Origin of the sequence: Achromobacter sp. Marseille-Q0513, assembly GCF_018195695.1 — a bacterium.
Classification (GTDB): Bacteria; Pseudomonadota; Gammaproteobacteria; order Burkholderiales; family Burkholderiaceae_B; genus Achromobacter.
In genome coordinates this window covers 1-482 of sequence record NZ_JAGTJY010000498.1, presented here as the reverse complement: position 1 = coordinate 482, position 482 = coordinate 1, and the positions used below count along the sequence as shown (strand labels likewise).

Genomic DNA, 482 nt, shown 5'->3' with positions numbered 1-482 from the left:
AACATCGACTACCTCAACCAGTTGGGCACGAAGTCCTCCTGAACATCCAACCAATCTGAAAGGAGCCAATCGTGGCCGGTATTCAAGTAAACACGCTCAACAACGCGAACATCTACATCGACGGCAACAGCCTGTTGGGCCAGGCCGAGGAGTTCAAGCTCCCGGTGGTGAAGTTCAAGATGGCCGAGCACAAGGCCGTGGGCATGGTCGGCGCGATCAAGCTGCCCAGCGGCTTCGAGGCGCTGGAAGGCGAGATCAAGTGGAACTCGTTCTACGCCAACGTGTGGCCCAAGCTGCTCGACCCGTTCACCCCGGTGCAGCTTCAGGCGCGCGGCAGCCTGGAAACCTACACCAGTCAAGGCCGCACCCAACAGGTGCCCTACGTGGTGTTTCTCACCGCCTCGTTTTACGAGGTGCCGACCGGCGACTTCAAGCAGAACGACAAGGCCGAGTTCAGCAGCAAGTTCTACGCGACCTACATC

The 482-nt window shown here is 58.9% G+C and carries 1 protein-coding gene; it reads left to right on the top strand.

Annotated elements, in window-relative coordinates; all coding sequences use genetic code 11:
* Positions 1-71: 71 nt before the first annotated feature.
* The coding region (locus KDH83_RS31460) for a phage major tail tube protein (protein WP_212323068.1) at positions 72-482 on the top strand (411 nt) is incomplete at its 3' end.